Raw genomic sequence first — 22885 nt, forward strand, 5'->3', positions numbered from 1 at the left:
CGGGATGGATGTTCTTGTCTTGCTGATCCCGATTTCGCTGGGGCTGGGCGGGCTGGGGTTGATGGCCTTTGTCTGGTCGCTGCGTTCGCGGCAATATGACGATCCCAAGGGCGATTCCGAGCGTATCCTCAGCCGCGAATGGGACGACCGGCCAAAGCCCTGATGGCCGGGGCTGTTCAGCGCCGCCACAGCCAGGCATGGCCGCTGAAAAGCCCCTGCGCCTTGGCAAGGATCCGCAGGCCGGGGCCCGCCAGCCCAAGCTCGGGATCTGCCAGCCGCTCCAGAACCACCTCGGGCGGGCAGGGCAGGCCGCTCACCGGATCGAAATAGCGCGGATAGGCGATCAGTGCGACATGGGTCAGCTGTGCCAGATCGGCCCGCAGCCGGCGGCGTTCGGGCATCGGGCCCAGATCGCGCGTCAGCCCCCAGCCGGCATAGAAGGGCGCGCCCAGCGTGGTGACCGGCAGGCCGCGCAGCAGCGCCTCGAACCCCATGGTCGAGGTGATGGTCCAAAGCTCGTCGATCTCGGCCAGCAGCGCCGCGGGGCTTGCCTCATGCGCGACCACATCGGCCAGCTCTGTCATGCGGGCGGGCGCGATCAGGCCGGGGCGCAGCCCCGCCTCGACATCGGGATGCGGCTTGTAGATCAGCACGGCATCGGGGTTTTCGGCCCGCACCCGTTCCAGCAGCGCAAGGTTGCTGCGCTCGGCCCCGCCGCCCAACCGGACCGAGGCGTCGTCCTCGACCTGACCGGGCACGAGAATGCGCCGGCCCGGCGGCAATTTCGGCAATTGGCCGGCAAGGTTGTATTTGGTGATCCCCGACGTCACCAAAGCCCGGCCAAGTGCCAGCGCGCGCGCGCGATCTTCGTCCGACAGGGAGGCGGCCATCAACTGCTCGAACCGGCTTTCGCGCGTCGGATCGTAATAGATGCCGAGGTCGTCGGCGACCAGCGACAGCGGCGGCACAAGGGCCGCGCCCAACCCGCGCGAGCGCAGAAACCCATCCTCGACGCGCAGCGCTCCGGGGGTTTCGCTGGCACGATTGGCCCAGGCCAGCGTCACCTGCGGTCCCGGCGTCGTGGTGAAGCGCACCGGGCGGGCGCCGCCAAAAGCCCGGGCGATAAAGGGACGTTTCCACAGCCGCATGCCGTAGGCCAGGTGGCCGGCATGGTCCTGTTGCCAAGCCTTAGCCTCGGCCTCGATCTGGTGCAGGGCGGTTTCGAAATCGGTCAGCCGGTCGCGGCAGGGATCATACCAGACCGGGCCGCGCAGGTGGCTGGCGGCAAATAGCGCCTCGATCGGGGCAGGGCGGCGGCGCGGAAAGGCCTGCGCGTCGTCGGAAAGCCCCCAGCCGGCATAGAACGGCTGGCCAAAAATCCGGGGCCGGTGCCCGGCCAGCATCGCCTCATAGCCCAGCTGCGAGGACATGGCATAGACCCGCGCCGCGCCGCCAAGCAGCGCCCAGGGCGAAATCGGCCCGTCCGAGAAGGCATCGCCGGGGCGCAGGTCATCGCGGCTGAAATGCCCCGGCCGGAACCCGGCGGCGGTTTCGGGATGGCTGCGGATCAGGATCGGCAGACCGGGGTTTTCGTCGCGCGCCGCCCGCAGCATGTCAAGGAATTCGGCCCGGCCCGCGCCCGCCAGCGAGGCGTCGCCTCCGGTTTGGTCGATCACCAACACATAGCCGGGTGGCAGCGACGGCTGGTCCGCCGCTTCGGGCAGATGCGCATTGTATTTCGACAGATCGGCCGCGATCAGCCGCCGGATGCCCGAACGGGCGCGGTCCTGCCAGTCGGCAGTCTGCGGATCTAGGATCAGCTGCTCCAGCAACGAGGGCACATCGGCGCGGAAATGCAGGCCGATCGGGTCCAGCAACAGGCCGATGGGGCCACGCCGTGCCACCGGAGGCCCGTTTCGCCGTGCCGCCCGGCCGGGCAGGATTGAGCGCAGAAAGGCATCCTCGACCCGCAACAGCCGGGCGCCGCGCCGCCGTGCGACCGCCTCGCCACGCCATGCGGTCGGGCTCGCGCCCCAAAGCCCGACGGTATCGCCCGGACCCGGCAGCCCGACTGTCACTTGCCATCCGGCAAGGCCAAGGATGCGCCGCAGGCGCGGGCCGGTGAAAAAACCGCCGTTGAAAACGAAAAGCCGCCGGGAAATCCCGGCGGCTTTGTCTGCCTGGGTCATGCCCTTACCTGAACGCGCGGTCCGCGGTGCCGACCTGCGTCACCGGGGTCAGGATCGAGTTCAGCGTCTTTTGCCACTGCACGAAGGGCGCTTCGGTCACATAGACAGTGTCGCTGTCGCGGATCACGAAGTCCCGGGCCAGGAACATGCCGTCAGGCTTGGTCAGGTCCAGCACATAGGCCATGCGCTGCGTGCCATAGATGTCGTTGCGGCCCAGAACGGCGCGGGCGACCGATTGCGGCTCGTCGCGCAGGATGAACAGCCCTTTCGGGTCGGCCAGCTGCGTCGAAAGACCGCCGACCATGGCGATCGCCTCGATGGCGTTGATCTGGTCATTGCCCAGCGGAACCTTGGTCTGGCCACCCAGCGCACCCAGAGCGGTAAAGCTGCGCTCATCCTCTTCGACGAGGATGATGTCGCCCGGACGCAGCGCGATGTCGTTGCGCGAGCTGGAGTAGAGGTCGCGCAGCCAGACCTTGCCGCTGGCGTTGCCGCGCTTGACGGTCACCACCGCGACCTCGGGCTCGATCGAGACGCCGCCGGCTTTCGAAAGCATGGTCGACAGCGTCCGGGTCGGCCGTTCGATCGGGTAGACGCCCTGACCATTGACCTTGCCCATGACCGAGACGGTCGCGCCGTCGCCTGCCACGCGGGTCACCATGACCTGCGGGTCGGGGGTCTGGGTTTCCAGTTTCTGGGTGATGATGCGGCGCAGCTCGTCGGGGCTGTTGCCCGCAGCCTTGATGCGACCGGCATAGGGCACGAAGATATAGCCTTGGCTGTCGACCTGGAGCTGCTGCAGATTGGTCGAGCTGGAGCCCATCGAGGCCAGCAGGCCATCATCAACGTTTTCCCAGATCGACAGGCCCAGCACGTCGCCCGGCCGCACTTCGTCGGCGCCGACCTGACCTGCGGCCTGGAAGTCGCGGCCAAAGCCATAGGCCGGCGTATAGTTGGCTGCGCGGTTCACGCGGTCATCGACCGGGACGATATGCGTGCTGCCGCCTTTTTCGACGGAGCCATTGTAGATCTGACTTTTGGTCGGGCCCGAACGCGGCAAGCCGCAGGCGGACACCAGAATCACAGCGCCAAAAATGGCAAGCCGCACTGCGCGCATGGCAAGGCCACGCTGCAATCCGGACGCAGGGCCAAGATCGCGGTTGGAAAAACTCAATGCGCTCAAATTGTTACTCCTGTGTCTCTCGTCCGAGTCCAGCATTTGGCCGGTTTTGTTGTCGGTAACCTATCGCAGCACGCTTAAGAATTCCATAATCGCGGAACTGTCATTCTGTATAAGTCTCCATTTGTTGCCGATGCTTGCCGCGACCGGCCAGAAGCGCCTCATAGGGGTCGTCCTCGGCCAGCATCAGATCGGCGACGATGCGCAGCGCATGCCCGCGCGAGCGTTCGGAATAGAACCCCCCCGGCACCTGACTGCTTTCCAGAAGGAAATCGCGGTAATGCCGGTAGGCAGCTGGCTGCGGCGGCTTGGGCTCCTTGAGGAATTCGGCCAGCTCCTGATGCGAGACGATGCCGGGCTTGTCATAGACCGCGCGGCCCATCGCCTTGACCGGCAAGCCGCGCCACAGCGCCTGCTGGGCCGAGGTCGAATTGACCGTGACCACCGCCCGCGCCTGATTGAGCAGCTGCGCCAGCTTGCCGCCGCGCACGTAATGCACGCGATCCGCGATGCCCATGCCACGCGCCTTGTCGGCGATGGCCTGACGGATGCCGCCGCGCCCATCCTCCAGCGGATGCGCCTTGAAGACGACATGATGGTGGCGCGGCGCGAAGTTGGCGAATTCGGTCAGCACCTCATCGGTGAATTCGGCCATCCGCTCATAGGGGGAATGCGCCACGAAATTCGAGTCGTGCTCCAGCTGCATCGGCACCAGAACATAGGGAAAGCCGCCGCGCCGCACGGCCCGCGTTTCACGCCATTGCGCCACCATATCGATCGGCGTCATCAACAGCCGGCGCAGGTTCAGCCGGAATTCCTGCAACACGCCGATCTGGCGGTGGGTGCGATAACCGGCGTAACGCCGGTTCGCGATCAGGACAAAGAAATGATAGAGCGCGCCATAAAACTTGTGCTGGCGCATGTCGCCCCAATGGGCGGGCGGGCGGCTGCGGGGCTCGCCCGAGGTGCCGCGCAGGGCGTGGCGCATCTCGCGCAGCGGGATCCCGACCAGAGCCGAGCGACCGTTCGAGCCGCCGCGTTCATAGGTGATCCAGAACGGACGCAGATAGCCTTCCTCAAAGACATGCAGCACCAGCCCGTGACGTTGCGCGGCCTGACGGGCGGCGGCATGGACCGGGCGCACATCGCCGTAAAGCACGATGTCGGTGACGCGTTTTTCGGCGATCAGCCGTTCCAGATGCTGGGGCCATTCCTCGGGGGTGCCGGTGTGGCGGATGAAATGCGCCTTGTCCTTCCAGAAGAATTCGTCGCCGGCATTGAAGCCTGCGCGCCACACCGTCGAGCCGGCTGCGCGCAAAAGTCGCGCGAGCTGGTCAAAGAACGGGCCATGCGGCCCTTGCAGCATCAGAAAGATGCGCTGGTCTGCCGGCCGCGTCGCAATCCCGACCTGCATCGCCTGCACGGCTGAAACGGACATTTGATTCACGGTTTTTCCACAACGGAGATAAAGCGCTGGCTCTTTGGCAACCCGCGAAACCGGCCCAATAGAGGAATTAAACTTGATGAGTCTTGATACCAACAGATTTTCCTGACTCATGCACGAATCAGCAACCCCTGTCACGGTCTTTCCCGGTTTCCGGTGAACGGCGCGGCAAAGCGTGGCACTGGCGTCGCTTGAAGATCGCGCAGCAAAGCTCTAGGTCTCGGGACAGCAATTGCAAGCGAGGTGGCGATGTTTACCGGCATTATCAGCGATATCGGCACCGTGGTGCAGGTCGAGATGCGCGGCGACATGCGCGCGCGCATTGCCTGTCATTACGACATGGCCGGGGTGGATCTGGGCGCCTCGATCGCCTGTGACGGGGTTTGCCTGACCGTGGTGGAAAAGGGCGCCGACTGGTTCGACGTCGATATCTCGGCCGAGACGTTGTCCAAGACCAGCATCGGCGCCAATGGCTGGGCCTCGGGCAAGCGGCTGAACCTGGAACGCGCGCTGCGGGTCGGCGACGAGCTGGGCGGGCATATCGTTTCGGGCCATGTCGATGGCGTGGCGCGCATCGACGAGATGCATGACGATGGCGACAGCACCCGCGTCACCTTCAGTGCGCCGCCGGCGCTGGCGCGGTTCATCGCCGAAAAGGGCTCTGTCGCGCTGAACGGCACCTCGCTGACCGTCAATGAGGTCGAGGGCAACCGCTTTGGCGTCAACCTGATCCCGCATACGCAATCGGTGACGACTTGGGGCGATGCCCGCCCCGGCGATGCCGTCAATCTGGAAATCGACACGCTGGCGCGCTACGTCGCCCGGCTGGCGCAAACAGCATGAGCGCCGGGGCCGCCATCGGCATCGGCCATAACGGCGGGCCGGGCACGGCCAGCGGTTTTCGCACCCATTGCTGGACGCAGGCCCGGCGCGAGCTTTTGGGCGCGCGCCTGCCGACCGAGGTGGTGCGTCTGCAACTGCGCCGCGCCAAGGCGCTGGGGCTGGATTACAAGACCTATGCCGGGGTGCGGGCCACGACCGGGCGCGATCTGGTGGCGTTCCTGTATTCCTCGAATGCGCTTGGCGTGTTCCGTCCCGGCCAAGCGGTCCCCGCCCCCGAGGCCGCCCGCATCGCCGCCAGCGCTGCCGCCGCGCATCTGGGCGGCTCGCCCGGCGTGCCGCTGGACGTGCTGGCGCGCCAGATCGGCGCGGCATCGGCCCGCCGGCTGCCGGCCTTTGGCGCCAGCTGGTCCGAGATGCGGCAAGAGATGAAGCATTGGCTGCGCGCACAGGACTTGCCGGGCGACGCGGTGCTGATGATCGGCGAAACCGCGCATGAGCGTGAAATGATGACGGCCGGCGGGCTGGCGGGCTTCGTCAGCGGGCAGGCCTTCTTTGCAGGAGTTGCGGATGCAATTTGACAAACCCGGCGCGGTCGAGCGCGACTGGTCCGACGTGATTTCCCGGACCGAGGACATCATCAACGAGGCCCGCAACGGCCGCATGTTCATCCTTGTCGATCACGAGGACCGCGAGAACGAGGGCGATCTGGTCATCCCGGCGCAGATGGCCACGCCCGAGGCGGTGAACTTCATGGCGACGCATGGGCGCGGGCTGATCTGCCTGTCGATGACCGGGCCGCGTATCGACGCGCTGGGTCTGCCGCTGATGAGCTCGAAGAACTCCAGCCGCCACGAGACCGCATTCACCATGTCGATCGAGGCGCGCGAGGGCGTGACCACCGGCATTTCGGCGCATGACCGCGCCCTGACCATTGCCGTGGCCATCGACCCGACCAAGGGCGCGGCCGATATCGCCACGCCCGGCCATATCTTTCCGCTGCGCGCCCGCGAAGGCGGCGTGCTGGTCCGCGCCGGCCATACCGAGGCGGCCGTCGACATCTCGCGTCTGGCCGGGCTGAACCCCGCCGGGGTGATCTGCGAGATCATGAACGACGATGGCAGCATGGCGCGGCTGCCCGATCTGGTGGCTTTTGCCCAGAAACACGGGCTCAAGATCGGCACCATCAGCGACCTGATCGCCTATCGCCGTCGCCACGACAACCTGATCGCCGAGCGGGCGCAGCGCGCCGTGCATTCGATCTATGGCGGCGACTGGATGATGCGGGTCTTTGCCGACGAAACCACCGGCGCCGACCATGTCGTGCTGACCAAGGGCGACCTGACCACGCCCGAGCCGGTGCTGGTGCGGATGCATGCGCTGGACCCGCTGCATGACGTGCTGGGCATCGGGCGCGAGGATGCGGGCGAGCTGGGCGCCGCCATGCGGCTGATCGGCCAAGAGGGGCGCGGCGCGGTGGTGCTGTTCCGCGACCTCGAACGCCGCCTGCCCGATCAGGGCGAGACCTCGCCGCATGTGCTGCGCCAATATGGGCTTGGTGCGCAGATTCTGTCGGTGCTGGGCCTGTCGCAGCTGGTGCTTCTGACGAATTCCGCGCCGGTCAAGGTGGTCGGACTTGACGCCTACGGGCTTTCGATCCATTCCACGCGTCCGATTCCCAAAGAGTAAGCCATGGCCGCCAGCATCGAACACCATCAACTGCCGCTGCCCAGGGTCGCGGGCGCGCGCCTGCTGATCGTGGTGGCGCCCTATTACAAACAGATCACCGACGCCCTGACCGCCGGGGCGCGCCGCGCCATTGCCGAGGCCGGGGCCGAGGCCGAGCTGATCGAGGTGCCGGGCGCGCTGGAGGTGCCGACCGCCATCGCGCTGGCGGCGGCGCGCGGGCTTTGCGATGGCTATGTCGCGCTGGGCTGCGTCATTCGTGGCGAGACGACGCATTACGACACCGTCTGCAACGACAGCTCTCGGGCGATCACGTTGCTGGGGCTGCAGGGGCATTGCATCGGCAATGGCATCCTGACCGTTGAGAACTACCCGCAGGCCGAAGTCAGGGCCGAGGTCGCGGGCCAGAACAAGGGCGGTGGCGCTGCCGCCGCCGCGCTGCATCTGATCGCATTGAAGCGGCAATGGGAAACACGCCCGGCCCGCGAGGCGGCCGCCAAGCCGGATCTGATCCGTCTGGCTGGCGAACTGGAAGGACCGCGTGGCGCATGAGCGGACAGGGTGGAAACCGGCAAAGCCCGGAAGCAAAGGCAGAACGTCAGGCCCGCACCTCGGCCGCGCGGGTCTATGCCGTGCAGGCGCTGTTCCAGATGGAGGCTGCGGGGCAATCCGCCGACCGCGTGCTGCGCGAATTCCGGCAATGGCGCATCGGCCGCGATGACGAGGATGCCGACATGGTCTCGATCGAGGCCGATGAGGCGCTGTTCACCCGCATCGTCGATGACGCGGTGAACTGGCAGTCGCGCATCGACCAGATGACCGACCGCGCGCTGGTCGCGAAATGGCCGATCGACCGTATCGACCCGGTGCTGCGGGCGCTGTTCCGCGCCGCCGGCGCCGAGCTGGTCGGGGCCAAGGCGCCGCCGCGTGTGGTCATCGTCGAATATGTCCGCATTGCCGAGGCGTTTTTCCCCGAGGGCCGCGAGCCGAAATTCGTCAATGCCGTTCTTGACCACATGGCGCGCGAGGCCCGGCCCGAGGCTTTCTAAGCCGGCGGGACAACGTGTCGCGGGACATGCTGCCGTCACCCGGTCCGGGTGGCGGCATTTTTCGTTTCGGGACGGGGCGTCCGGGTCTATGCTGGGGCATCCTGAACCCGGTGGATGCCATGCCTCGTCTCATTCGGCTTTACCTGCGCAGCATCACCTTGGGCTTTAGCCTTGGGCTGATCTTTACGCTGCTGCTGTTATGGTCCGATGTCGGCGGGCTGCGGCATTTGCTGATGACGACTGCGGGCGGCTGGCTCGCCATCGCGCTGTTACTCATCTTTCACGGTCTGCTGTTTTCCGGCGTGCAATTCGCCATCGTGGTGATGGCGATGGGGCAGGGACCATCGGACAGCGGTGGAAAAAGGCAGCGCCGGCACGCCCCGGGCACGGCTGCGGCGGCGGCAATCGCCCCGCTGCCTGCGGCATCAGGCCGGCGCTGACACCGCCGGATTGCGTGTGGATTGCGTGGAAATCCCGGTGAAACACTGTTCCGCCGTCAAAGTTCCCGGTTTTTGATCGCAATTGCATAAAATGTGTGTGGCAAGGGCAACAATGCTGCGGCCGGATCGCAACATTAAGTCTGCCTATTTTTCGGGCGCGCCCATCGTCAGCCGCCGATATTGCCGAACTGTCATTTTTTGTGAGCCGCGATGGTGCGCAATTACCACCTGATCTTGGGCGAAAAATTGCCATCGGCGGGGCGGGGCGGGTTTGGTTTCATCACAATTTTACATGAGCCAAATTCCGCCGATGCGGAAATGACACAGGAGTTTCACGATTTCGCGACAGGCGGTGCGTGTGCCGGCGGTCTTTATCGACGGGGAAGGCGGGGTTAATTCTTCGGCAGCAGAGACGCTCGTGGCTGCTGCAAGAGTGGCCACGGACATGAAAAGACGGTTCAAATAAAGGACTGAACTGATGAAAACCCTCGCTTACCTCGTCGGCGCCACCGCTCTGGCCGCTTCGTTCGCCGCGCCCGCTTTTGCGCAGTCGGAAACCTCGGCCGGTGCGAACGCCGTTGGCATCTCGCAAGTCAACGAAGACATGAAAGACATCGAACGCGACGTGCGTGATGACTTTGCCCGTTCGAACGACCCCTACCGCAATGGCAACCCCGACCAGCGTCAGGGCGTGTTCGGTTCGGTCGCGCTGAGCTACTCGGGTTCGACCGGCAACAGCGAAAATCAGGACTTCAACCTGTCGGGTCGTCTGTCCAGCAACCAGGGTGCCTTCTCGCAGTCGGTCGGTATCCTGCTGCAATTCGGTGACAACAACGCCGGCAAGAAAGACACCGAGAAAACCTTCGTGATCTACGAAGGCATGTATAACATCAACGACAAGTTCTACGCTTTCGGTCTGGGCCGTCTGGCCACCGACGCGCTGGCTGGTGATCCGATCACCCTGTCGAACGGCGAAGGCTTTGGTGCTCTTGAAGGCCGTGCGAAACGCGATGCCTACTTCGGTGTGGGTCCGGGTTACCGCGTGATCAACAACGACACCACCGCATGGCGTGTGCAGGCGGCTGTCGGTGTCCGTTACACCAAGCTGGTTGACGTTCTGACCGTTGACGATACGGCGCCGACCCCGACCGGCACCCTTGAATACGACAGCAACACCGAAGTCGGCTACCTGCTGTCGTCGCGGTTCTATCACCGCATCAACGACACGTTCTTCGTGACGAACGATACCGACTACCTGACCTCGGACGCCAACGACACGATCACCAACGAACTGGGTCTGAACTTCAAGATGGCGGACGCGTTTGCGACCCGCGTGTCCTACAAGACCGAATATGTCTCGGACCGCGCGATCCGCACCGACAACACGCTGGGCGTGTCGCTGGTCTACGGCTTCTGAGCCGGTTCCAATCTCTCTCTCTCGTGACACGAGGGGCGGCCTACGGGCCGCCCCTTTTTCCATTGGTCCCGGCCCGTTTCGGATCCGGGCCGGCGGGGGTCAGTCGCCGGCGACGTTGGGCGGCACGCGCAGGATGGATTCGTGCAGCGCGATCGCGTCCTCCAGGTTATAGAAGACCCGCAGCTGCCCGCCCTCCAGCACCGCGCCCATGTTGCACATCTGCCGGATCATCGGCATCGAATGGCTGACCACGATGGCGCCCGAGGTGCTCATCCGGTCGTTGAACACCCGCTGCGACTTGGCGCGGAATTCGGCATCGCCGACGCTGGTCACCTCATCGACCAGATAGGTGTCGAAATGGATGCCCATGCTGGTGCCCATCGCCAGCCGCGAGCGCATCCCCGACGAATAGCTGGCAAAGGGCTGGTGATAATGCGCGCCAAGTTCGGAAAACTCGGCGACGTAATCGACCAGCTCATCGGTATCCACGCCATAGATGCGCGCGACAAAGCGCACGTTCTGCGCCCCGGTCAGCTCGCCGTGAAAGCTGCCGGCAAAACCCACCGGCCATGAGATGGTGCCATCCGACACCACGCGGCCCGAATTGGGCGACACGGTGCCGGCGATCATCTTCAGCAGCGTCGATTTGCCGGCGCCGTTGCGGCCCAGCAGCGCGACCGAGGCGCCGGTGGGAAATTCCGCGTTCAGCGCATCGGCCACCACATGGCGGCGCCCTTTCAGGCGGTAGGCCTTGGTCAGGTTCTCGAGCCGGATCATGGCTTAGGCGCGGTCACGGATGCTGTAATAGATCAGGACAAGGATCGACCAGCCGGTCAAGAGCAGCCCCGCCACGATCAGCAAGAGCCAGGGCCGGTTCGGCGCGGTCGAGCTTTGCGCCACCTTGGGCTCGATATGGGCAGCCAGATAGCGCGACTTGCGCTGCGCCTCGGCCAGCGAGGTCTCATAGGCGACACGCGCGGCGCGATAGGCGCCCTCGGCGAATTCGCGGTCCACCATCAGCTTTTCATATTCGGCCATCAGCTGGGAATAGCTCTCGCCGGCGGGGCCGGACGAGGACGAGCCGAATTTCGACCGCTCGGCCTCGATCAGCTTGCGCAGCGCCTCGATCTTTTGTTGCGACTGGATGACGCGGTGATCGGTCGGCTTGGCATTGTCCAGAAGCAGGTCGTTGGCGACCAGTTGCTCGGCCAGCTTGGCCTGCAGCCCGCTCAGCACGCCCATCTGGCTGGTGAGGTCCGCGGTCGGATCGACGATCTGCGAGCGGATGCGGAAATCGGTCATCGCCTGCCGGGTCCGGGTCAGCTCGCCCCGCGCCTTGGCCAGCTCTTCCTCGGTCAGCCGCAGCGTGTCTGCGCGCGCGATGGCCGAGAGATCGTTGATCTTGTTGGCGCTTTCCTCGAACACCGCCTGCGCGATCTGCTGGGCGTCGTCGGGGCTGAAGGCCAGCACCTTCAGCGTGATGAGGCTGGTCGAGGTGTCGTAAAGCACCTTGACCTGACGCGGCCAGTAATCGGTCAGATCCTCGATATGGCCGTCGGGGTTATAGGCAAAGACAAAGTCATGCGGCCAGTCGCGCGAGAATTTCTGCCGCAGGTTCAGTTTCTGGTCGATCTTTTCGACCATGTCCTGACTGCGGATATATTCGTAAAGCACGTCCGAATCCGTGGCGCTGGAGGCACCGCCGGCCAAGGCGCCAAGCCCGCCCAGCAGGTCGATCGAGGGCACGCCGCCCTCTTTGTGCACGGCAAAGCCCACGGTCGAGACATATTGGTCCGAGGCCCGCGCCCACAGATACCACGCCCAGAACAGGCTGGGCACCACCACCATGACCACGAACGAGGCCAGCAGCAGCCAATGCCGGCGCCGGGGCTGGGCGATGGGCACGGTCGGGCGCACGGCCGGGGCGCCGGGCACGGCGGGCGGCGGGGCATTGGGACGCAGCGCCGGGGCCTGCGCGCCGGGGTTCTGCGGGGCAGGGCGCACGGCTGGCTGCGGCATCGGCCGCACCGGGATCGGCTGGGTGGCGGCGCGCTGCGCCGGCAGGGGCGAGGCCTGGAACGGGCGCGCGACCGCCGGGCGCGGCTGCTCGCCGCTTTGGGCCGGCTGGATGCGCGGCTGCGCCTGGAACGGACGCTGGGCCGCCTGCGGCTGTTGTCCGCCGCTGGTGCCGGTATCGGCAGGGGCTGCGGTGGCTCGCGGCGCGGTGCTGCCGGGTGTTCCGGTCTGATCGTTGGGTTTGCTCACAGACGTGGCGCTTTCGCTGGTTTACCTTTTCTGCGCATTTGTTACATATTGCCTCTCGTCTAGACCAGTCTTTGCATTCACATGTCCGAGATCAGCCCCTTGAATCCTGCGCCGCAACGCCCCTCTCACCACGGGCCGAGGTTCCGGATGCCGCGTATCCTGCTGGCGCTGATGCTGCGCGAGATGGCGACGACCTATGGCCGATCGGCCGGCGGCTATATCTGGGCCATCCTTGAGCCGGTGCTGGGGGTGGTGCTGCTGTCGGTGGTCTTTGGTCTGGCGCTGGCCAAGCCGGGGCTCGGATCGAACTTTCCGCTGTTCTATGCGACGGGGTTTCTGCCCTTTACCATGTTCAACGATCTGGCGGCCAAGGTGGCCAGCTCGATCCGCTATTCGCGGCCGTTTCTGGCCTATCCCAGCGTCACTTATCTTGACGCCATGCTGGCGCGGATCATCCTGAATGCGCTGACCCATGCCACTGTCATGGTCATCATCATCGGCGGCATCTTCGTGATCTATCAGCTGCCCGTGGTCATCAATCTGGGCGAGATCTGCGAGGCGCTGCTGATGATCACCGCGCTGGCGGTCGGGATCGGCACGCTGAACTGCTATCTGATGATGACATTCCCGGTCTGGGAACGTGCCTGGCAGATCCTGACGCGGCCGCTGTTTCTGGCCTCGGGCGTGTTCTTTCTTTACGACATGATGCCGATGCCGGCGCAGAACGTGCTGTGGTACAACCCGGTGCTGCATTGCATCACGCAGCTGCGGCGCGGCGTCTATCCGACCTATCAGGCCAGCTTCGTGTCGGCGGAATATGTCTTTGTTCTTTCGGCGGTGCTGACGCTGTTCGGTCTGCTGCTGTTGTCGCGCAACTATCGCGACATGCTCGAACGCTGAGGCCGCCCGTCACAACAGCAGGTCGTCGGCGCCCAGGGCGCCCCGGTTCTGCAGCATAATGGTCAGATCGGCCTGACCGTCGCCGTTCAGGTCGATCTCGACCCAGCTGTTGACGGGGCCGGCATAGCTGCGGATCTGGCCCGCGCCGCTGAACCCTGCATCGCCCACGAAGCTCAGCCCCAGCCCGCGGAAATCCATCCGGTCGGCGCCGGCGCCGAAATCGGCGATCACATCGGTGCTGCCGTCGAATGCGGCGCGCGCGGTAAAGACAAAGACATCCGCGCCCGCGCCGCCGCGCATGCTGTCGCTGCCCATGCCGCCATCCAGCGTGTCATTGCCCGCCCCGGCCAGCAGCGTGTCCCTGCCGGCCCCGCCGATCAGCCGGCCATGGCCGAACATGTCGATCAAAAGATCGTTGCCCGGCCCGCCGTTCAGCGTGTCATTGCCCGTCCCGCCGTCCAGCCGGTCGTCGCCGGCATCGCCATACAGCACGTCATTTTCCGAGCCGCCATGGATGGTGTCATTGCCGGCGCCGCCGGTAATGCTGTCATTGCCGCCATCGCCACGCAGGATGTCGATGCCGTCGCCGCCCTGGATCCAATCCGCGCCCGGCCCGCCAAAGATGCGGTCATTGCCGGCATTGCCCGCCAGCCGGTCATTGCCATAGCCGCCATAGATCAGGTCGTTGCCGTCATCGCCATAGATCCAGTCATTGCCGGCATTGCCGTAAAGCAGGTCATTGTGCAGCCCGCCCGAGATGGTGTCATTGCCGTCGCCGCCGGCGATGCTGTCATTGCCGGCCTCGCCGCGCAGCACATCGTCATGGGCGCCGCCCCAGATCATGTCGCTGCCCGCGCCGCCCCAGATCTGGTCGCGACCAAAGCCGCCCGAGATGCGGTCATTGCCGTCCCCGGCCCAGATGGTGTCAAAGCCATAGCCGCCATGGATGGTGTCGTTGCCGGGTCCGCCCTGAATCATATCGTGATCCAGACCGCCGTCGATGTAATCATTGCCGAAGCCGCCCTGCAGCAGATCGTTGCCGGCGCCGCCCCAGATCGAATCATTGCCACCCCCGGCCGAGATCGTGTCCTGCCCGGCCTCGCCGGCGATACGGTCGTTGCCGCCCCCGGTCACAACCTCGTCATTGCCGGCACCGGCCCAGATCGCCGCCGCGCCGGTCCAGTCCTCGATATGGTCGTCGCCATCCTCGCCATAGATCAGGTCATTTCCGGCATAGCCGTACAGGCTGTCATTGCCGGCACCGCCATACAGCGTGTCATTGCCGGTCCCGCCCTGCAGCTCGTCATCGCCATCGCCGCCGATCAGGCGATCATTGCCCTCCTCGCCGATCAGGCGGTCGTTGCCGGCGCCGCCCATCAGCGTGTCGTCGCCCGCGCCGCCGATCAGCGTGTCGCGGCCCTCGGCCCCCATCAGCAGGTCGGCGCCGCCAAGGCCGTAAAGATAGGCATTGCCCGCCACGGCGGTCAGCGTGTCATCGCCATCGGTGCCGATCAGGTTCGAGGGCGCCGCTGGCGGCTGGTAATGCGCGGCCGGGAACATGCTGTCGTTGAAATCGCTGGCCTGCAGCGTGCTGCCGTCGCGGGTGCGGATCACGATCACCGTATCGCCAAAGACGATGCGGATGCCGTCCCATTGCCCGCGAAAGGTCAGCTGCGTGATGCTGCGCAACATGCCGAGGTTGGAAAGGTCCAGCCGGTCCACGCCCAGCTCGAAGTCGCGGATGACGATCTGTCCTGAAACCGCAGTCGGCACAAAGATGTCGGCGCCATTGCCGCCGGCCAGCTCGACCGGCTCGCTGCCCGAAATCAGGATGTCGTCGCCATCGCCGCCCCGGATCCGCGTCGTGCCCTCGCCCGCGCGCAGCAGATCGTCGCCGGCGGTGCCGGTCACGGCGCCGGCGCCCACGGTCCGGGTCTCGCCGATCTGGCCGGGGTCAAAGACCAGATGCGTCAGCCCGGCCTCGGTCGCCGAGGTGACGAAAAGCGCGATCTTGCCGCCGATCACCATGGCCTGGATCGCCGAAACATCGGCCAGACTGCGGTCGTCGGCATCGACCAGCGTGGTCAGAAACAGCAGCCGCCCGTTCGGCATGACCGTAAAGACCGAGATGCCATCATCGCCGCCGCCGGCAAAGACATAGGCCCGGCCATCCACCATCGCCGTCTCCAGCGCGGTGGCGCCGCTGAAGCGGGTGTTGAGCGAGTCGATGACGTGATCGACCGGCACCAGCGTGCCCTCATAGGTGATGCGCATGGTGGTCAGCGACGAGCTTTGCGCCCCGGCCACGATCAGATAGGTCACGCCCTGCACAGTGACCGTGCCGATGTGGTTGGGCGCCGCCAGACCGATGCCGCTGTCGGACCACAGCACCTGCGTGCGCCCCAGCGTGCCATCGCCATTGATACCCTGAATTGCGACGTAATTCCCCAGCGCCGAGGCGGTCAGCATGAAGCTGCGGTCGCCCAGCTGCACCACCTGCATGTCGTTGATCTCGGTTCCCTGCTGGCCGGGCAGCCAGGGCAGGTTGCCGATGGCGGTCTTGCCAAGGCTGCCGTCGCCATTCACCTGCCAGATGGTAAAGGCGGGCAGGTTGTTGCGCGCCGAGTAGAGAAAGGTTCCCATCGGCGTCTGAAACGAGCCGAGCTGCGTCACGTCCTGACCCAGCGGCCCCAGTGCTGCGCCGCCGACCATCGCCCCGTCGGCGCCAAGGCTCAGCCCGGCGGTGGTGCCGTTGACCAGCCCCACGCCGAACAGCGCCGCACTGCCGCCCATCTGCACCAGCGCCGCTGCCGGCCGGTCCAGATAGCCCATGCCCGGCGCATAGGCCTGCGTGCCGGTCAGTTGCAGCGCCTGATCGGCGGCGTCCAGCCGATAGGCGGCGATGCCACCGCCCTTCTGGGTCACGGTGTAAAGGGTGTTTCCGGCACTGGACTGAAAGGCCTGCATATCCGCGATGCCGATCGCGAAGGGGACCTTGTCGCCCAGATAGGTTGCGACGTGGCGGTAGGTCAGCATGGAAATGGTCTTGGGTTATGGGGGTGGTGGTGAAAGTTCTTGGCTATGCCCCACAGAAACCCGCCGGGGCGCTGACGTCACCTGCTTTAAGCCGGGCATTTTAGCTTCATCGCGCCTTGAAAACCCCGGCCGGCGCGGCCCCCTGCTTGCGAGGCGGGGGAACATGCGCCATACGTTTTTCCAAAGGCAAGGGAATTGGAATAACGATGCAGATCGAACGCACCGCACTTCCTGGCGTGCTGATCCTGGTCCCGCGCCGGCACGGCGATGCGCGCGGCTTCTTCTCGGAAAGCTGGAACCGGCGCACGCTCAGCGAGGCGGGGGTCGACCTGCCGGAGTTTGTGCAGGACAATCATTCGCTTTCAGCGGCTTGCGGCACATTGCGTGGCCTGCATTTTCAAGCGCCGCCCCATGCGCAGGGCAAGCTGGTGCGCTGCGGGCGCGGCCGGCTGTTTGATGTCGCGGTCGATATCCGCAAGGGCAGCCCGACCTATGGCCAGTGGTTCGGAACCGAGCTTTCCTTTGAAAACGGTCGCCAGATTTGGATCCCGGCGGGGTTTCTGCATGGTTTCGTGACCCGTGATCCCGACACCGAAATTTGCTATAAATGCACCGATCATTATGCGCCGGAATGCGATGGCAGCGTCGCCTGGGACAGTCTGGGCATCGACTGGGGCCTGTCGCAACCGCCGCTTCTGTCGGGCAAGGATGCTGCGGCCACGCCATTTTCCGAATTTGATTCTCCTTTTGTTTACGAGGCCGGCAAATGAAGATTCTGGTGACGGGCGGGGCGGGGTTCATCGGCTCGGCCGTGGTGCGGCTGGCGGTGGCGCGCGGCCATGAGGTGGTGAACCTTGACGCGCTGACCTATGCCGCCAATCTGGAAAACGTGGCCTCGGTCGCGGACCAGCCGGGTTACGCCTTTGAGCAGGCCGATCTGCGCGACCGGGCGGCGCTGGACCGCGTGCTGGCCGATCACCAGCCCGATGCCATCATGCATCTGGCCGCCGAAAGCCATGTCGACCGCTCGATCGACGGGCCGGGCGCCTTTATCGAAACCAACATCACCGGCACCTATAACCTGCTGGAGGCAGCGCGGGCCTATTGGGTCGCGCAGGGCCGGCCCGAGGGCTTCCGCTTTCACCATATCTCGACCGACGAGGTTTTCGGCAGTCTGGGCGAGACCGGGCAGTTCACCGAAGACACCCCTTATGACCCGCGCAGCCCCTATTCGGCCAGCAAGGCGGCCTCGGACCATCTGGTGCGGGCATGGCACGAAACCTACGGGCTGCCGGTAGTTCTGACCAATTGCTCGAACAATTACGGCCCGTTCCATTTCCCGGAAAAGCTGGTTCCGGTGGTGATCCTGAACGCACTGCACGGCCGGCCGATCCCGGTCTATGGCGACGGCGGCAATATCCGCGACTGGCTTTATGTCGAGGATCACGCCGACGCCCTGCTTCTGGTGCTGGAAAAGGGCGAGTTGGGCCGCAGCTACAATATCGGCGGCGAGAACGAGGCGAAAAACATCGATCTCGTGCGCACGATCTGCGCGCATATGGATCGGCTGCGTCCCGATGCCGCGCCGCATGACCGGCTGATCACCTTTGTCACCGACCGGCCGGGCCACGACCGGCGCTATGCCATCGACCCGACCCGCATCCGCACCGAACTGGGCTGGCGTCCCTCGTTGACCGTCGAAGAGGGGCTCCGCCGCACCGTCGAATGGTATCTGGACAATCAGGACTGGTGGCAGCCGCTGCTGGCCCGGCAGGGCGTCGGCGAGCGGTTGGGCAAGGCATGACCGGGCTTCTGGTCTTTGGCCGGGGCGGCCAGCTTTCGACCGAACTGGCGCTGCAGGCGCCCGAGGCGCAGTTTCTGGGCCAGGATCAGGCCGATCTGACCGATCCCGCCGCCTGCGCCGCGCTGCTGCGCGACCTTGCGCCGCGCGCCGTCATCAACGCCGCCGCCCATACCGCCGTCGACCGCGCCGAATCCGAGCCCGAGATCGCGCATCTGATCAACGCCGCCGCCCCCGCTGCCATGGCCAAGGTGGCCGCCGATCTGGGTATCCCGTTTCTGCATGTCTCGACCGATTATGTCTTCGACGGCTCGGGCGACACGCCCTGGCGCGAGACCGATCCGACCGGCCCGCTGGGCGTCTATGGCGCCTCGAAACTGGCGGGCGAGCAGGACGTGGCCACCGCTGGCGGGCAATGGGCGGTGTTGCGCACCTCATGGGTGTTCTCGGCGCATGGCAACAATTTCGTGCGCACCATGCTGCGACTGGGGGCCGAGCGCGACGAATTGCGCGTGGTCGCGGACCAGCATGGCGGCCCGACGCCGGCCCGCGCCATCGCCGGTGCCTGCCTGACCATGATCGCCGCGATGCAGGCCGATCCGGCGCGCGGCGGCATCTATCATTTCGCAGGCGCGCCCGACACCACATGGGCCGGCTTCGCCCGCGCGATCATGCAGCGTGGCGGGCTGTCCTGCCGCATCATCGACATTCCCTCCAGTGATTATCCCACCCCGGCGCACCGCCCGGCCAATTCCCGGCTGGATTGCAGCGCCATCGCCCGCGATTTCGGAATTTCCCGCCCCGACTGGCGCGACGGACTGGCACATGCAATTACGGAGCTTCAGGCATGAACGACACAACCAATTCTCGGCGCAAGGGCATCATTCTGGCCGGCGGCTCGGGCACGCGGCTGTATCCGATCACCATGGGCGTGTCGAAGCAGCTTTTGCCGATCTATGACAAGCCGATGATCTATTACCCGATCTCGGTGCTGATGCTGGCCGGCATCCGCGACATCGCCATCATCACCACGCCCGAGGATCAGGCGCAGTTCCAGCGTCTGCTGGGCGACGGCAGCCAATGGGGGCTCAGCTTTACCTTCATCGTGCAGCCCTCGCCGGACGGGCTGGCACAGGCCTATATTCTGGCCGAGGATTTTCTGGACGGCGCGCCCTCGGCCATGGTGCTGGGCGACAACATCTTTTTCGGCCATGGCCTGCCCTTGCTGCTGGACGCGGCCGACAAGCGTCCTTCGGGCGGCACGGTCTTTGGCTATCGGGTCGCCGATCCCGAACGTTACGGCGTCGTGGCCTTCGACGATCAGGGACAGGTGCGCGAGATCATCGAGAAACCGCCGGTGCCGCCGTCCGACTACGCCGTCACCGGGCTCTATTTCCTTGACGGCACCGCGCCCGAACGCGCCAAGCAGGTCAAACCCTCGGCCCGGGGCGAAATCGAGATCACCACGCTTCTGGAAACCTACCTGCACGAGGGCAACCTGACCGTCGAGCGCATGGGCCGCGGCTTTGCATGGCTGGACACCGGCACCCATTCCAGCCTGCTGGACGCGGGAAACTTCGTGCGCACGCTCGAGGATCGGCAGGGCTTGCAGACCGGCTGCCCCGAAGAGATCGCCTTCGATCAGGGCTGGATCGACGAGGCGGGCCTGCGCCGTCAGGCTGAGCGGTTCTCCAAGAACGAATACGGCCGCTACCTGCTGCGCCTGCTGGGCTAAGCCTCGGCCCGGCGCGGGCTCTGCGACAATCATATGGCAGTTTTGCGACCGACCACCGGGTGCTGACCACCGCCCCCGGCGGCAGGGCCGGTTTTTGCCACAGGCTGCCTGCGCGGCAGGCGGTCGCGCCGGGCGTTTTCCATCTGCCGCAGCCAAGGATTGAACGGCTTGCCGGTGGTGCTGCCGGGCGGGGTGGTGCCGACGGATAGGGCCGCCTGTTCATGAGGCATTACCGGTGTCGATGCCCAAGCACTGCACATGTCAGTTGCAAAGCCGGCGAAGCCCCGCGTAGTTTTGTGAGGCGGAAACACAAGACAGAAAACAGGGAGCCCGCATTTGGCAAGTAAAGCTGGTGGCGATGCCTTCGTCGTCTTTGATCACGTCCAGAAAAGCTATGACGGCCAGAGCCTCGTGGTTAAGGATCTGAACCTTACCATCGGCAAGGGCGAGTTCCTGACGATGCTGGGGCCATCGGGGTCAGGCAAGACCACCTGCCTGATGATGTTGGCCGGGTTCGAAACCGCCACGCATGGCGAGATTCGCCTGAACGGGCGCAACATCAATGACGTGCCGCCGCACAAGCGCGGCATCGGCATGGTGTTCCAAAGCTACGCGCTGTTCCCGCACATGACCGTGGGCGAGAACCTGTCCTTTCCGCTGGAAGTGCGCGGCATGGATTCGGCCGAGCGCAACACCCGCGTCGCCCGGGCGCTCGACATGGTGCAGATGTCGAAATTCGCCGCGCGCCGCCCGGCCCAGCTTTCGGGCGGCCAGCAGCAGCGGATCGCGCTGGCCCGGGCGCTGGTCTTTGACCCCGAGCTGGTGCTGATGGACGAACCGCTGGGCGCGCTCGACAAGCAGCTGCGCGAACATATGCAGTTCGAGATCAAGGCCCTGCACGACCGGCTGGGCATCACCGTGGTCTATGTCACCCATGATCAGGGCGAGGCGCTGACCATGTCGGACCGCATCGCGGTCTTCAACGATGGCCGCATCCAGCAGCTGGCGCCGCCGCCGGTGCTGTATGAAAAGCCGGAAAACAGTTTCGTCGCCGGCTTTATCGGCGAAAACAACGCCCTGCGCGGCACCATCGAACAGCTGGACGGCCCCAAGGCGCTGGTGCGGCTGGGCAATGGCGACCTGATCGACGCGACGGCGGTGAACATCCGCGAAAAGGGGCAAAAGACCACGGTGTCGATCCGTCCCGAGCGGATCGAGTTCAAGCCCGACCTGATGCCCGCCGGCGCCCATACGCTGCAGGCCGAGGTGCGCGATGTCGTCTATATGGGCGACATCCTGCGGGCGCGGCTCAAGGTCGCGGGGCAGGATGATTTCGTCATCAAGTATCGCAACACGCTGGGGCAGGTGAAGCTGACCCCCGGCGAGACCATCCGCATCGGCTGGCATCCCGAGGATGCCCGCGCGCTGGACCCGGTCTGATCTTCGCAGCTTCGCAGTTTCACGACAGAACCCGACGACAAGGAGCCATGATGAAACGCACCCTTATCCTGACCACTGCGGCGCTAGCTTTGGCGACCGCCGCGCAGGCCGAGACCAAGGAGGTGAACCTGCTGTCCTGGGGCGGGGCCTATGGCAACAGCCATGTCCAGGCCTATGTGAAGCCCTTCGAGGCCAAGACCGGGGGCAAGGTTTCGGTCGCCGATGCCGACAACCCGGCCACCCCGCTCAAGGCGCAGGTCGAGGCGGGCAATGTCTCGACCGATGTCGCCTCGGTGGAATATGCCGATGCGGTGCGGCTCTGCGACGAAGGCCTGCTGGAACAGATCGACCCGTCCATTCTGGTCCCGGCCGCCGATGGCACCAAGGCCACCGATGATTTCATCCCCGGCGCCGTGACCGACTGCTTTGTCGGCACCGATGTCTATTCGATGATCATCGCCTATGACGACGCCAAGTTCAAAGATGCCAAGCCCACGACCCCGGCGGATTTCTTCGACACCGCCAAGTTCCCGGGCAAGCGCACCATGCGCAAAGGCGCCAAGTTCAATCTGGAACTGGCGCTGATGGCCGATGGCGTCCCCGCCGATCAGGTCTATGAGGTGCTGGGCACCCCCGAGGGCGTCGACCGCGCCTTCAAGAAACTGGCCGAGATCAAAAAGGACGTGATCTGGTGGGAAGCCGGCGCGCAACCGCCGCAGCTTCTGGCCGATGGCGAGGTCAGCATGGCCTTTGCCTTCAACGGCCGGATCTTCGACGCCGCCCAGAAAGAGGGCAAGCCCTTCAAGATCCTCTGGGACGGTCAGATCTATGAGATGGAGGGCTGGGTGATGCCGAAAGGCGCGCCGCATCCCGAAGCGGCCAAAGAGTTCATCGCCTTCTCGACCGCGCCGGAAAATCAGGCCCGCGCTGCCGAATTCATCAGCTACGGCCCGCCGCGCAAATCGGCTGCCGCGCTGGTCGGCAATATCGAGGGCACCGATGTGCCGATGGGCCCGAACCTGCCGACCTCTGCCGAGAACATGAAACAGGCGCTGGCCTCGAACCTCGACTTCTGGGTCGATCACGATGCCGAACTGCAAGAGCGTTTCAACGCCTGGCTCGCGGCCAACTGATCTCCCGGCTGCGGCGGGCGACTGCCGCAGCCAACCCGCGCCGCCCCGGCGGCGCCCGTGCGACCGGCCCAGATGCCGGGTCGATCAGCTTGATGACGGGGTAACGGATGACACGAATGCGGATCCTGATTTCGGCCCCTGACAGCCCGGCGCAGACCGGCACGGGCATGGCCGGGGGCAGGGGCGTCTGGCGCGCTGTTTCTGTCCCCGTGATCCAGCCAAGCTCTGCCGTGGCCGCCCGGCCCCTGCCGGTGCGCGGCTGACGCCATCCGGCCCGCGGCCCGACCGGGCGCGCGATCCGGCCTGCATCCTTCGGGATGCCAACAAGAC

At 65.4% G+C, this 22885-nt stretch carries 22 protein-coding genes; 16 read left to right on the forward strand and 6 right to left on the reverse strand.

Annotated elements, in window-relative coordinates; genetic code table 11:
* The first annotated feature begins 4 nt into the window (after window positions 1–4).
* Entirely contained in the window at window positions 5–163 is a 159-nt protein-coding gene (gene ccoS / locus GL279_RS01355) for a cbb3-type cytochrome oxidase assembly protein CcoS (RefSeq protein WP_155062794.1), read from the forward strand.
* 13 nt (window positions 164–176) lie between these two features.
* Here ccoS and GL279_RS01360 read toward each other — a convergent pair whose 3' ends face one another.
* The 3 genes from GL279_RS01360 to GL279_RS01370 all read right to left on the reverse strand — a co-directional run bounded on the left by GL279_RS01360 (window position 177) and on the right by GL279_RS01370 (window position 4807).
* On the reverse strand, window positions 177–2189 hold the full coding sequence (locus GL279_RS01360) for a capsular polysaccharide biosynthesis protein (protein WP_155062795.1): 2013 nt from the start codon (window positions 2187–2189) through the stop codon (window positions 177–179).
* Between the two features lie 4 nt (window positions 2190–2193).
* Window positions 2194–3372: a polysaccharide biosynthesis/export family protein gene (locus GL279_RS01365; protein ID WP_484555858.1), complete on the reverse strand. Its 1179-nt coding sequence runs from the start codon at window positions 3370–3372 to the stop codon at window positions 2194–2196.
* 100 nt (window positions 3373–3472) lie between these two features.
* On the reverse strand, window positions 3473–4807 hold the full coding sequence (locus GL279_RS01370; RefSeq protein WP_246175067.1) for a capsule biosynthesis protein: 1335 nt from the start codon (window positions 4805–4807) through the stop codon (window positions 3473–3475).
* Between the two features lie 255 nt (window positions 4808–5062).
* Between GL279_RS01370 and GL279_RS01375 the strand changes: the two genes are divergently transcribed.
* From GL279_RS01375 to GL279_RS01405, 7 genes are all read left to right on the forward strand, one after another.
* Entirely contained in the window at window positions 5063–5656 is a 594-nt protein-coding gene (locus GL279_RS01375) for a riboflavin synthase (protein ID WP_155062796.1), read from the forward strand.
* A complete protein-coding gene (locus tag GL279_RS01380) occupies window positions 5653–6234 on the forward strand; it encodes a hypothetical protein (protein ID WP_155062797.1) in 582 nt (193 codons plus the stop codon). Before GL279_RS01375 ends, GL279_RS01380 begins: the two co-directional genes overlap by 4 nt.
* Window positions 6224–7342, forward strand: coding sequence for a 3,4-dihydroxy-2-butanone-4-phosphate synthase (gene ribB / locus GL279_RS01385; protein WP_155062798.1), 1119 nt, complete (start codon window positions 6224–6226; stop codon window positions 7340–7342). Before GL279_RS01380 ends, ribB begins: the two co-directional genes overlap by 11 nt.
* A gap of 3 nt (window positions 7343–7345) precedes the next feature.
* Window positions 7346–7891, forward strand: coding sequence for a 6,7-dimethyl-8-ribityllumazine synthase (locus GL279_RS01390; protein ID WP_155062799.1), 546 nt, complete (start codon window positions 7346–7348; stop codon window positions 7889–7891).
* Window positions 7888–8388, forward strand: a complete 501-nt coding sequence (gene nusB / locus GL279_RS01395; protein ID WP_155062800.1) for a transcription antitermination factor NusB — start codon at window positions 7888–7890, stop codon at window positions 8386–8388. The genes GL279_RS01390 and nusB overlap by 4 nt, the downstream gene beginning before the upstream one ends.
* 119 nt (window positions 8389–8507) lie before the next feature.
* Window positions 8508–8828 (forward strand): hypothetical protein, encoded by a 321-nt coding sequence (locus GL279_RS01400; protein WP_211371235.1) that lies wholly within the window; start codon window positions 8508–8510, stop codon window positions 8826–8828.
* 478 nt (window positions 8829–9306) lie between these two features.
* Complete coding sequence (locus GL279_RS01405; protein ID WP_155062801.1) at window positions 9307–10245, forward strand: DUF481 domain-containing protein; 939 nt, start codon at window positions 9307–9309, stop codon at window positions 10243–10245.
* Window positions 10246–10344: 99 nt separating this feature from the next.
* On the opposite strand, the gene GL279_RS01410 is transcribed toward GL279_RS01405, so the two are convergent.
* Together GL279_RS01410 and GL279_RS01415 are read right to left on the reverse strand one after the other, a co-directional pair.
* Window positions 10345–11022, reverse strand: a complete 678-nt coding sequence (locus tag GL279_RS01410; protein WP_155062802.1) for an ABC transporter ATP-binding protein — start codon at window positions 11020–11022, stop codon at window positions 10345–10347.
* 3 nt (window positions 11023–11025) lie between these two features.
* Window positions 11026–12510 (reverse strand): KpsE/RkpR family capsule polysaccharide export protein, encoded by a 1485-nt coding sequence (locus GL279_RS01415; RefSeq protein ID WP_343039676.1) that lies wholly within the window; start codon window positions 12508–12510, stop codon window positions 11026–11028.
* Between the two features lie 147 nt (window positions 12511–12657).
* Here GL279_RS01415 and GL279_RS01420 point away from each other — a divergent pair, with 147 nt between their 5' ends.
* Complete coding sequence (locus GL279_RS01420) at window positions 12658–13410, forward strand: ABC transporter permease (RefSeq protein ID WP_155062803.1); 753 nt, start codon at window positions 12658–12660, stop codon at window positions 13408–13410.
* 9 nt (window positions 13411–13419) lie between these two features.
* On the opposite strand, the gene GL279_RS01425 is transcribed toward GL279_RS01420, so the two are convergent.
* Window positions 13420–16446: a calcium-binding protein gene (locus tag GL279_RS01425; protein ID WP_246175069.1), complete on the reverse strand. Its 3027-nt coding sequence runs from the start codon at window positions 16444–16446 to the stop codon at window positions 13420–13422.
* A 206-nt stretch (window positions 16447–16652) separates the two neighbouring features.
* Here GL279_RS01425 and rfbC point away from each other — a divergent pair, with 206 nt between their 5' ends.
* The 7 genes from rfbC (at window position 16653) to GL279_RS01460 (ending at window position 22818) form a co-directional block, all read left to right on the forward strand.
* Window positions 16653–17216: a dTDP-4-dehydrorhamnose 3,5-epimerase gene (gene rfbC, locus GL279_RS01430; RefSeq protein WP_155062805.1), complete on the forward strand. Its 564-nt coding sequence runs from the start codon at window positions 16653–16655 to the stop codon at window positions 17214–17216.
* A complete protein-coding gene (gene rfbB / locus GL279_RS01435; protein WP_155062806.1) occupies window positions 17213–18250 on the forward strand; it encodes a dTDP-glucose 4,6-dehydratase in 1038 nt (345 codons plus the stop codon). Before rfbC ends, rfbB begins: the two co-directional genes overlap by 4 nt.
* The gene (gene rfbD / locus GL279_RS01440) at window positions 18247–19098 is read left to right on the forward strand and encodes a dTDP-4-dehydrorhamnose reductase (protein ID WP_155062808.1); all 852 of its coding nucleotides are present in this window, start codon (window positions 18247–18249) and stop codon (window positions 19096–19098) included. The genes rfbB and rfbD overlap by 4 nt, the downstream gene beginning before the upstream one ends.
* Complete coding sequence (gene rfbA, locus GL279_RS01445; RefSeq protein ID WP_155062810.1) at window positions 19095–19982, forward strand: glucose-1-phosphate thymidylyltransferase RfbA; 888 nt, start codon at window positions 19095–19097, stop codon at window positions 19980–19982. The genes rfbD and rfbA overlap by 4 nt, the downstream gene beginning before the upstream one ends.
* Window positions 19983–20318: 336 nt before the next feature.
* Window positions 20319–21422, forward strand: coding sequence for an ABC transporter ATP-binding protein (locus tag GL279_RS01450; protein WP_155062812.1), 1104 nt, complete (start codon window positions 20319–20321; stop codon window positions 21420–21422).
* 50 nt (window positions 21423–21472) lie between these two features.
* The gene (locus GL279_RS01455) at window positions 21473–22555 is read left to right on the forward strand and encodes an ABC transporter substrate-binding protein (RefSeq protein ID WP_170293892.1); all 1083 of its coding nucleotides are present in this window, start codon (window positions 21473–21475) and stop codon (window positions 22553–22555) included.
* A 116-nt stretch (window positions 22556–22671) separates the two neighbouring features.
* Window positions 22672–22818: a hypothetical protein gene (locus tag GL279_RS01460; RefSeq protein ID WP_155062815.1), complete on the forward strand. Its 147-nt coding sequence runs from the start codon at window positions 22672–22674 to the stop codon at window positions 22816–22818.
* Window positions 22819–22885 lie beyond the last annotated feature (67 nt).

The organism is Paracoccus limosus, assembly GCF_009711185.1.
GTDB lineage: Bacteria > Pseudomonadota > Alphaproteobacteria > Rhodobacterales > Rhodobacteraceae > Paracoccus > Paracoccus limosus.

What these genes read in the sequence shown, in the direction of transcription:
- ccoS (WP_155062794.1), top strand. Translation starts at nt 5, where the DNA reads ATGGATGTTCTTGTCTTGCTGATCCCGATTTCGCTGGGGCTGGGCGGG.
- GL279_RS01360 (WP_155062795.1), bottom strand. Translation starts at nt 2,189, where the DNA reads ATGACCCAGGCAGACAAAGCCGCCGGGATTTCCCGGCGGCTTTTCGTT.
- GL279_RS01370 (WP_246175067.1), bottom strand. Translation starts at nt 4,807, where the DNA reads ATGTCCGTTTCAGCCGTGCAGGCGATGCAGGTCGGGATTGCGACGCGG.
- GL279_RS01375 (WP_155062796.1), top strand. Translation starts at nt 5,063, where the DNA reads ATGTTTACCGGCATTATCAGCGATATCGGCACCGTGGTGCAGGTCGAG.
- GL279_RS01380 (WP_155062797.1), top strand. Translation starts at nt 5,653, where the DNA reads ATGAGCGCCGGGGCCGCCATCGGCATCGGCCATAACGGCGGGCCGGGC.
- ribB (WP_155062798.1), top strand. Translation starts at nt 6,224, where the DNA reads ATGCAATTTGACAAACCCGGCGCGGTCGAGCGCGACTGGTCCGACGTG.
- GL279_RS01390 (WP_155062799.1), top strand. Translation starts at nt 7,346, where the DNA reads ATGGCCGCCAGCATCGAACACCATCAACTGCCGCTGCCCAGGGTCGCG.
- nusB (WP_155062800.1), top strand. Translation starts at nt 7,888, where the DNA reads ATGAGCGGACAGGGTGGAAACCGGCAAAGCCCGGAAGCAAAGGCAGAA.
- GL279_RS01400 (WP_211371235.1), top strand. Translation starts at nt 8,508, where the DNA reads ATGCCTCGTCTCATTCGGCTTTACCTGCGCAGCATCACCTTGGGCTTT.
- GL279_RS01405 (WP_155062801.1), top strand. Translation starts at nt 9,307, where the DNA reads ATGAAAACCCTCGCTTACCTCGTCGGCGCCACCGCTCTGGCCGCTTCG.
- GL279_RS01410 (WP_155062802.1), bottom strand. Translation starts at nt 11,022, where the DNA reads ATGATCCGGCTCGAGAACCTGACCAAGGCCTACCGCCTGAAAGGGCGC.
- GL279_RS01420 (WP_155062803.1), top strand. Translation starts at nt 12,658, where the DNA reads ATGCCGCGTATCCTGCTGGCGCTGATGCTGCGCGAGATGGCGACGACC.
- GL279_RS01425 (WP_246175069.1), bottom strand. Translation starts at nt 16,446, where the DNA reads ATGCTGACCTACCGCCACGTCGCAACCTATCTGGGCGACAAGGTCCCC.
- rfbC (WP_155062805.1), top strand. Translation starts at nt 16,653, where the DNA reads ATGCAGATCGAACGCACCGCACTTCCTGGCGTGCTGATCCTGGTCCCG.
- rfbB (WP_155062806.1), top strand. Translation starts at nt 17,213, where the DNA reads ATGAAGATTCTGGTGACGGGCGGGGCGGGGTTCATCGGCTCGGCCGTG.
- rfbD (WP_155062808.1), top strand. Translation starts at nt 18,247, where the DNA reads ATGACCGGGCTTCTGGTCTTTGGCCGGGGCGGCCAGCTTTCGACCGAA.
- rfbA (WP_155062810.1), top strand. Translation starts at nt 19,095, where the DNA reads ATGAACGACACAACCAATTCTCGGCGCAAGGGCATCATTCTGGCCGGC.
- GL279_RS01455 (WP_170293892.1), top strand. Translation starts at nt 21,473, where the DNA reads ATGAAACGCACCCTTATCCTGACCACTGCGGCGCTAGCTTTGGCGACC.
- GL279_RS01460 (WP_155062815.1), top strand. Translation starts at nt 22,672, where the DNA reads ATGCGGATCCTGATTTCGGCCCCTGACAGCCCGGCGCAGACCGGCACG.